The organism is Phyllobacterium sp. (genome assembly GCF_037994405.1).
In the GTDB taxonomy this organism is placed as follows: domain Bacteria; phylum Pseudomonadota; class Alphaproteobacteria; order Rhizobiales; family Rhizobiaceae; genus Phyllobacterium.
This window is the reverse complement of record NZ_JBBNAN010000158.1, coordinates 1-9093: the sequence shown is the minus strand read 5'-3', so window position 1 is coordinate 9093 and position 9093 is coordinate 1. Positions and strand designations below refer to the sequence as shown.

Below are 9093 nucleotides of genomic sequence, written 5' to 3'. Positions count from 1 at the left end.
ACCAACAGGCCGGAACCGCGTTCAGCTACGAGGCTGGATCTGCCGAACTCGTCCATGAAGAATTGGTACTTCCTTCCAACACGCCGCAATGGCTTCGCGCGACAACCGACGGTCGCACTACGTCAGCTGCGAGCGAAGCGCTGTGGAACGCGGTTGAGGCCTTTGAGAAGCGAGCGGATGCTCAGTTGGCCCGGGAGCTGATCATCGCTCTACCCGAGGAACTGACGCTTGCGGAGAACATCGCACTCGTGCACGAGTTTGTGCGGGACAATCTTACTTCGAAAGGGATGGTTGCCGACTGGGTCTATCACGATAAAGGCGACAATCCCCACATCCACCTGATGACGACATTGCGGCCGCTAACCGAGGAAGGGTTCGGGCCAAAGAAGGTCGCGGTGACGGGAGAAGACGGCGAGCCGGCGCGGATCGTCACGCCAGATCGACCGGGAGGCAGGATCGTCTATCGACTGTGGGCAGGTGATAAGGAAACGATGAAGGCGTGGAAGCTTGCCTGGGCGCAGACCGCCAATCGGCATCTGGCGTTTGCTGGCCATGACATCTGCCTCGACGGCCGCTCTTACGCCGAGCAGGGGCTTGGCGTCATTGCCCAGAAGCACCTCGGTCCCGCCAAGGCGGCTTTGGCCCGTAAGGGCAGGGAGATGTACTTCGCACCGGCGGACCTGGCCCGCCGGCAGGAAATGGCGGATTGTCTTCTCGAGAATCCCGGGCTTCTGTTGAAGCAGCTCAGCAATGAGCGGTCCACGTTCGATGAGCGCGACATGGCCCGGGCGCTTTGTCGGTATGTCGACGATCCCACCGACTTTGCCAATATCCGCGCGAGGCTGATGGCATCGGATGCTCTCATCACCTTGAAGCCGCAGCAGGTCGATCCGGCGACCGGTAAGGCGGCAGAACCCGCTCTCTTCACGACGCGGGATATGTTGCGGATTGAATATGACATGGCGCGCACTGCGCTCGCTTTGTCTAAGCGCTGCGGGTTTGCCGTAGCAGAGTGGCGGGCGACGGCGGCAATCGATAAGGTGTCAACCGGCGCTGCGGGAAAGGGGTTCAAACTTGATCCGGAGCAAATCGACGCGATCCGTCACGTGACGCACGACAAAGGCATTGCTGCTGTCGTCGGTCTTGCCGGCGCGGGTAAGTCGACGCTTCTGGAAGCTGCGCGGATCGCTTGGGAAAGCGAAGGGCGGCGGGTGATCGGTGCGGCTCTGGCGGGCAAGGCGGCCGAAGGTCTCGAGGACAGCTCAGGCATCACGTCCCGAACGCTGGCGTCGTGGGAATTGGCTTGGGCAAATGGTCGTGACCGGCCCGAACGGGGCGATGTGCTGGTGATCGATGAGGCCGGTATGGTGTCGTCGCAGCAGATGGAACGGGTCCTCAAGATCGCCGAGCAGGCACAGGCGAAGGTCGTTCTCGTCGGCGACGCCATGCAGCTTCAGCCGATTCAGGCGGGTGCCGCTTTCCGGGCCATTGTCGAAAGAACAGGTTTTGCCGAACTTGCCGGCGTGCGCCGACAGTGTGAGGCCTGGGCGCGCGATGCGTCGCGTCTCTTCGCGCGCGGTGAAGTTGAAAAGGCGCTCGCTGTCTATGCGCAACGCGGCCATATCACCGCGGCGCAGAGCCGCGATGAGGCGATCGGACGCATTGTTGCAGAGTGGGCGGAAGCAAGGAAGCAGCTCCTGGAAAAGGCGACCGTGGCAGAGGACGGTCCTCGTCTGCGAGGCGATGAGCTGCTCGTGCTCGCCCATACCAATGACGCCGTAAAGCGCCTCAATGAGGCGCTGCGCGCAGTCATGACCGAGCAGGGCGCATTGGCCGAAAACCGCGCGTTCATCACGGAGCGGGGTAAGCGAGACTTCGCCGTTGGTGACCGCATCATCTTCCTTGAGAACGCCCGCTTCGTCGAACCGCGGGCAGACCATCTTGGTCCGCAATATGTCAAGAACGGCATGCTCGGGACGGTCGTTTCCACGAAGGACAACCGGGGCCATGCGCTGCTGTCCGTCTGGCTCGATAGCGGTCGCGGGCTCGTCTTTAGCGAAGGTACCTACCGCAGCATCGATCACGGCTACGCTGCGACGATCCACAAATCTCAAGGAGCGACCGTCGACCGCACCTTCGTGCTCGCCACGAGCATGATGGACCGGCATCTGACCTATGTAGCGATGACCCGTCATCGCGACCGCGCCGATCTTTATGCGGCTAGCGAGGATTTCGAGTCACGGCCGAAATGGGGAGGAAAAGAGCATGTCGATCACGCCGCCGGCGTAACCGGCGAACTTGTCGATATCGGCGTGGCGAGGTTCCGGCAAGGCGAGGATGTGGATCCGAGCCCCTATGCCGATGTAAAGACCGAGGACGGAAAGACGCATCGGCTGTGGGGCGTCAGCCTGCCGAAGGCGTTGGCGGAGAGCGGTGTCGCCACCGGCGATACGGTCAAATTACGCAAGGATGGCGTCGAGCGGGTCACGGTCAAGGTCCCGGTCTCCGACGAGGAAACCCGCAAGGGACGTTACGAGGAGCGTGTCGTTGGGCGCAATACCTGGACAGTGAAGCAGGTCGAAACGGCCCAAGCGCGCCAAGAGCGGATCGAGCGGGAGAGCCACCGGCCGGAATTGTTCAAGGCGCTGGCTGAGCGCTTGTCCCGTACCGGCGCCAAGACGACGACGCTCGATTACCAGGGCGAGGCCAGCTACCAGCTCCACATCAATGACTTCGCGCGGCGGCGCGGCATTGGCCAGCTCGCCGAGGCCGCGGCCGGGATGAAGCAGCGCGTGGCGTGGCGGGGGCGCCAACTGGCGAAGCTGTGGGAGCGGGCGAGCGTCGCGCTCGGATTTGCAATCGAGCGCGAGCGGCGCATGTCCCATGATGATAGCATTGCGGATCTACAGTGTAAGGTCGAACGTGAGGACCGGTCACGCATCGTTGCCGCCGCGGCCCACGATGCGGCAAAGGAAAATTCAACAATGCTGCCAATCCTTGCTGCCGTCACCGAGTTCAAGACATCAGTCGAAGACGAGGCGCGAAGACGCGCGTTGATGGCGCCCTATTATCGGCAACAGCGCGCCGCACTTGCAAAGGCTGCGACGCACATCTGGCGCGATCCCGCCACTGCGGTCAAAACGATCGAAGACCTGATCGTGAAAGGCATATCGGTCAACCGCGTCGCCATCGCCGTTGTTAATAATCCTGCCGCCTATGGCGCGCTCAGGGGATCGGACCGGTTAATCGATCGGCCGCTCGCTTCTGGAAGAGAGCGAAAGCAGGCTCAGCAAGCCGTTCCCGGTGCGACCGTGTGCCTTCGGTCTGTCGGCTCGTCTTATGCGACCGCCTTCGCGGCAGAGAGCCAGTCTGTTCGGCAAGAGCGCAGGAGCATGACCATTGAGATACCCGGACTGTCGAAGACTGCCTGGGACGCGCTCGCGCGGCTGACCGCTGAAGCAACGACGACAAGCAGCCGGTCGCTCGACGGCATGGTCGGTAAGATCGATCTGAAAGTGCGTGAGGAGTTCTCTGCGGTCAGCAGGGCGCTCGACGCGCGCTTTGGACGAAACGCCATCGCGCGCGACGAAAAGGACATCGTCAACAGGGTGGCGCCGTCCCAGCGACAGGCCTTCGAGGCGATGCGCGCGTCGCTCCGGGTGCTGCAGCAGAGCGTCCGGATCGATAGTAGCCTGAAGATCATGTCCGAGCGCCACCTTCGCGCGATCAGCCGGGCGCCTGGTCTCGACATTTAATAAACGAGAAGGAGCAAAGGCTTGGCGGAACTGGGCGATCTCCGCGCCGAGATCCATCGAACTCTAGCCGCACGCTGGGCGGGACGGTCGCCGTGCTGGATGGCAATAATGCCACCCATCCAGCAGCGCCACACGGATCGTTTCATCGAGACCTCAACGAGCAGAGAACGGGTGAAAGCCTTTGTCCGGGCTATCAATCAGCGTGTGCATGAATGAGCGCCGTGTTCTAGCCCAGATGTTACAAGCCCAAGCACGATTCGACCAAATTGCAACGGCTCCTGGTCGCAAACCGCTCTATGATTCCTTGATCCAGAAAATAGTTGATTATTTTAGTCATAATATCTATAGCCGCTTTATACCGACGAGAAAGCTGCTTGACCGGAGCCGCGTCTAAGCGATGGGATCTCTGTTCTTGCGACGAATATGAAGAGGATTTGCGGGGCAATGCGGGCAAGGGCAGACGGGCAAGCTGGAGCGAATAATTTCATGGCGAGCCTGAGGGCACGGGCTCTCTGTTGCATGCTCGTTCTTCTTTTCGGTTTGCCCTATTCCGCAGCAAATGCGCAAGAGGCGGCAACACCGGCTCCGCAGTCGACGGCTCAGCCCGTGCCGCAATCCGAAATAGCAACGGTTCCGGCGGCCCAACCACCTGTCGAGGTGCCGCCCACCAGTCAGAAGGCAGTCGGGGCTCTCCCGCACAATCTGTCACCCTGGGGAATGTTCATGGCGGCGGACTGGGTGGTCAAGGCGGTGATGATCGGCCTTGCATTCGCGTCGCTCGTTACCTGGACTGTCTGGCTGGCCAAAACGCTTGAGCTCACCGGTGCTCGTGTACGCGCCTACCGTGCGCTCAATGCCATTGGAAATGCACGGACGCTGCTCGATGCGGCGCGCGCGCTGGAGGGTAGGGGAGGCCCGGTGGCATCCCTTGTGAACGCCGCTCGGGAAGAGGTGCGCATATCTCTAGACGCGCAAGGCCATGCCAGCGCCGACGGTCTGAAGGAGCGCGTCGCGTCGCGCCTGTCGCGTATCGAAGCACAGGCCAGTCGCCGCATGAGCCGTGGCACCGGATTGCTCGCGACCATTGGCTCGACAGCACCCTTCGTTGGCCTGTTTGGAACGGTCTGGGGTATCATGAATGCCTTCATCGGCATTTCGCAATCGCAAACGACCAACCTTGCAATTGTTGCACCGGGTATCGCCGAAGCCTTGCTGGCAACGGCGATCGGTCTCGTTGCCGCTATTCCGGCGGTGGTCATCTATAACGTCTTCGCACGCTCCATCACCGGTTATCGGCAACTGCTCGCCGACGCCTCGGCAGGCGTCGAGCGCCTCGTAAGCCGCGACGTGGATTTTGCGCTGATACCGAAAGCGCATCACCCCCGCGCGGCAGCGGCAGAGTAGGGGACCGGCCATGGCTGGCGGCATCAGGCACACGGCGTCGGACGACTTGCAGGAAAACCACGAGATAAACGTGACGCCGTTCATCGACGTCATGCTGGTTCTGCTTATCATCTTCATGGTGGCAGCGCCGCTTGCCACAGTGGATATCAATGTCGATTTGCCAGCTTCAACAGCCCAGCCCGCGCCGCGGCCCGACAAACCGGTCTGGCTGACGCTTAAGGAAGACAAATCGATTGCCATCGGCGATGACACCGTGCCGCTGGAGACGCTCGGCCGCTTCCTGGATCAGCGCACCGAAAGCGATAAGGAAACCCGTCTCTTCCTGCGGGCGGACAAGTCCGTGGACTACGGCTCTCTGATGGACCTGATGAACAGTCTGAGAGACAGCGGTTACCTCAAGATCGCGCTGGTCGGGCTGGAAAACGCGCCAGCACAGCAGAGCACACCCAGCGGAACCGCGCAGTAATGATTGCAGCGTCAGCCTCAACGAGGAGAGGGTTCTTTCGCGTTGATTGGCGCGAGATTGGTTTGTGGTCAGCTGCCGGTCTTGTCGTGATCGGGGTTCATGCGGGGGCGGCCTGGTCTTTGAAGAACATTCAGCCTGTCGAACCCGCTGGTGAAGTTGCGGCTGCCGTGATGATCGACATGGAGCCTCTACCAGAGCCGGTCGTCGCCGAGCCCGCCAAAGTGGAAGCGCCTGTCGAGCCCGAACCGGTGAGACCTGAACCTGTCCAGCAGGAGGCGGCTGCCCCAGAGCCGCAGGTACAACCCGAACCGGAACAACAAGTCCAGCCCCCTGAGGAGGTCACGCCGGATAAACCCCAGTCGGACGTAGCCGAGGAAGCGATATCGGAACCGGAGGAGGCTGAGCCTCTCGACGAGCAGACAGAAGACGTGGTCGAACTGCCAAAGGTGGAAGTCCCTCTGCCGGTCATGCGCCCGGAAGCCAGGAAATTCGACGCTCCGAAGAAACAGATTGTCGAAAAAGCTGCACGTAAGCCGGCGAAAAAATTGGAGACAGCGGTTGTCAACGATGCGATGCCGCGCGAGGCAAAGACGCAGTCGACTGCGACAAGCGCTGCATCAGCGAAACAAACTGAAAGGTGGAGTGCCAAGCTCGAAGCCTACCTTAGGCGGCGCACGCAAAGAATGCGTTCGAAAGAGGGAGGCACCGTCAGTATCGCGATCACGGTTACACGTGGCGGAGATATCCTATCGGCTAGGGTCGCCGATAGTTCTGGTTCGCCGCAACTTGATCAGAGCGTTCTTGAAACGGTTCGCCGCGCATCCCCTGTTCCTTCGGCTCCAGATGAAGTGGCAATCTCGAGGCAGAGCTTTACGGTGCCGTTCCGGGTCGAATAATCGGGTAATCGCCAGCTGAGCCAAACGCTGCTACATCAAGAAAGGATGATAGGCCGATTGCGTATCGGCTATTTGCGCGTGTTCCTGCAACAGCCGTGTTGTCTCAACCGCCGAGCACGGCTTTCCAAAGTAGTATCCCTGGCCCAGGTTGCACCCAAGTTCGCAAAGGTGCCGAACCTGATCAAGCGTTTCAATACCCTCTGCCACCACGCGCATGTTCAGGCGATTAGCGATATCCATTATTGCCGCTACGATGATCGAACTGCGGCTGCCCTCGGCCAGGCCGTTGACAAAGGATTGATCGATTTTGATAATATCCACGGGAAAACTCATCAGATGGGTGAGCGAGGCAAATCCAGTGCCGAAATCATCCAGCGCGACGAGTAGTCCTTTTTCACGCAGGACCTTTACAGCTTTGGCGACAAACTGATCGCTGCCGCCCATGAAGACTGACTCGTTCACCTCAAGCATGATGTGCTTCAAAGGCACATTGGCCCGCGCGAAACATTCTTCAATCCTGCCTTGCAAATTGCCACTGCGAAAGTCACCTGTCGTTACATTGATTCCTACGTGCTGAACGGGAAGACCGAGATTCAGCCACTCGCGAATGTCCTTCGCCACATAGTTCAACATTCTTTCGGTAACGCTCGCCGCCACCTTTGCATCCGTGAATGCCGTGGAAAACTGGCCCGCCGAGGTAATTTTACCTTCCTTGGTTGTCAGGCGGACGAGGGCTTCCAACCCAACAATCTCTGCCGTGTCGAGCCGCGCAATCGGCTGATAGTAGGCTGCAATGCGGTCTTCCGCGAGGGCAGAATCGACGTTGCGCACGATGTTGATGCGCTCGATTATCGATGTTCGCAGTTCGGGCCGGAAATGAGCATAGCCGCCTCTGTCCGTTTCTTTTGCGTGATAAAGGGCAAAGTCGGCATTCTGCCGGATCGTATTGGCCTCTGTCCCGTCCATGCCGAACAACGCGCCCCCGATTGTAACGCTGGCAATCATTGTCTCAATTCCGGATGCGATATGCGCTTTTGTTCTGCGCAGAATATCGGCGGCTGCCGCTGTCAAATCCTCACTGGTCTTGCAGGCATCGATGATGACCGCAAATTCGTCGCCTCCCAGCCTGTAAGCGCTGGTGGACGGTTCGCCGGAAGCGAGCAAATTGGCAACACTCTTTATTAGGCGATCGCCGGCAAGATGTCCCATAGTATCGTTGACTGACTTGAGATGATCAATATCAACCAGAAGGAGGCCGAATGGTGTATTGGCGGAAATGCGCTCACGCAGCATTTCGTCAAAACGGCCGCGGTTGGACAGACCAGTCAAGGCGTCAAAATAGGCGAGCTTGTAGTCGCGGGCCTTCACCTCTTCGTGTTCAATAGCTATCGCACAAAGGTGGACGCAGGTCTGCACTATGCGCTTTTCAAGTTCGTCCGGCCCCTTGATCGATTTGTAGTAAAAGGCAAATGTGCCGACGACCCGATCCTCCCTGGATTTTATTGGAGTAGACCAGCAAGACCGAAGGCCGAGAGGCAGCGCAAGATCCTTGAAGTCCGCCCACAGCGGATCAGTCGCAATGTCGGGCACGATGACAGATTTGCCGAGAAAGGCAGCCGTTCCGCATGATCCCACAGACGGTCCAATTTCCAGCCCGTCAAGGGCCTCCGAATAGCTATTTGGCAGACTGGGGCTCGCCAAAGGATGAAGCCGCCCGTCACTGTCCACAGTTAGGATGGAGCAGATTATTCCCGGAACCAGATTCTCGACCCGGCGACAAAGCACATTCGCAACGTCATCCAGTTTATCACGACAAGCGACAGCTTCCAGTATTTCATTCTGGATATGGAGCAGGAGATCGCTTACGCCAGGCTTCATATTGCTTCTCCGAAATTACCTCCGTGTGCCAATCAGTTCTTGCGTTGCCTACAACTCCCTTGCGAGCGCGATCAATTGAACCTGATCAAACGACTGTCGTTCCGACTGAATTATAATGAGGCAAGAATTATAACGATTCCGTGAAGAAATCATAGTAATGGCCCCGCTTCGGTCGATGGACCACCATCACAGGTGTTAAAGACAAACGCTTGGGTTGCGCGTCCGTGCTGCCTGCATCTCGTTCTTGATGATGTCCGCAATTCGCTCCGCCATCATGATCGTCGGAATATTGGTGTTGGCGCAAGGTATGCTCGGCATGAGCGAGGCGTCGCAAACGCGCAGATTTTGAACCCCGTACACTTCGCCGGATGGCGAGGTGACCGCCATGGGGTTGTCTTCGGAACCCATCCTGCACGTCCCGGACGGATGCCATGTCCCGCCCACATATTTGCGGACAAAGGCAGTAAGCGCATCATCGTCATTGATAAGGCCATCGAGCGTAACCCCGAGTGTGACGATGGCATGAATGAGGTTCTTGCGCAGGGGACCGGCGTGGTCGAGCATCGTGGCTAGGGCACCGCGTTGAAGCGCATTGAGCAGGCCGGGTGCTGCAACTTTGGCGACGCGCGGCGAATAGCTTGAAGGAAAAACGGTATCCCGGAAGCCATTCATCAATGGATCGGCCAGTGTCCGT

6 protein-coding genes are annotated in these 9093 nt (G+C 59.2%); 4 read left to right on the top strand and 2 right to left on the bottom strand.

The window, feature by feature from the left end:
• The 4 genes from traA to AAAC48_RS09480 form a co-directional block, all read left to right on the top strand.
• Positions 1-3755, top strand: a 3755-nt coding sequence (gene traA / locus AAAC48_RS09495; RefSeq protein WP_340653944.1) for a Ti-type conjugative transfer relaxase TraA, incomplete at its 5' end; no start/stop codon positions are given.
• 519 nt (positions 3756-4274) lie between these two features.
• Positions 4275-5159, top strand: coding sequence for a tonB-system energizer ExbB (exbB, locus tag AAAC48_RS09490; protein WP_340653943.1), 885 nt, complete (start codon positions 4275-4277; stop codon positions 5157-5159).
• A gap of 10 nt (positions 5160-5169) precedes the next feature.
• The gene (gene exbD, locus AAAC48_RS09485) at positions 5170-5625 is read left to right on the top strand and encodes a TonB system transport protein ExbD (protein ID WP_340653942.1); all 456 of its coding nucleotides are present in this window, start codon (positions 5170-5172) and stop codon (positions 5623-5625) included.
• A 62-nt stretch (positions 5626-5687) separates the two neighbouring features.
• Entirely contained in the window at positions 5688-6521 is an 834-nt protein-coding gene (locus AAAC48_RS09480) for a TonB family protein (RefSeq protein ID WP_340653941.1), read from the top strand.
• Between the two features lie 30 nt (positions 6522-6551).
• Here the strand turns inward: AAAC48_RS09480 and AAAC48_RS09475 are convergent, their stop codons facing one another.
• On the bottom strand, positions 6552-8399 hold the full coding sequence (locus AAAC48_RS09475; protein ID WP_340653940.1) for an EAL domain-containing protein: 1848 nt from the start codon (positions 8397-8399) through the stop codon (positions 6552-6554).
• A 195-nt stretch (positions 8400-8594) separates the two neighbouring features.
• Positions 8595-9093, bottom strand: a 499-nt coding sequence (locus tag AAAC48_RS09470) for a GMC oxidoreductase (protein ID WP_340653939.1), incomplete at its 5' end; no start/stop codon positions are given.

Excerpts from the sequence above, each read along its gene's own strand:
- exbB (WP_340653943.1), top strand. The coding sequence starts at position 4,275 with ATGCTCGTTCTTCTTTTCGGTTTGCCCTATTCCGCAGCAAATGCGCAA.
- exbD (WP_340653942.1), top strand. The coding sequence starts at position 5,170 with ATGGCTGGCGGCATCAGGCACACGGCGTCGGACGACTTGCAGGAAAAC.
- AAAC48_RS09475 (WP_340653940.1), bottom strand. The coding sequence starts at position 8,399 with ATGAAGCCTGGCGTAAGCGATCTCCTGCTCCATATCCAGAATGAAATA.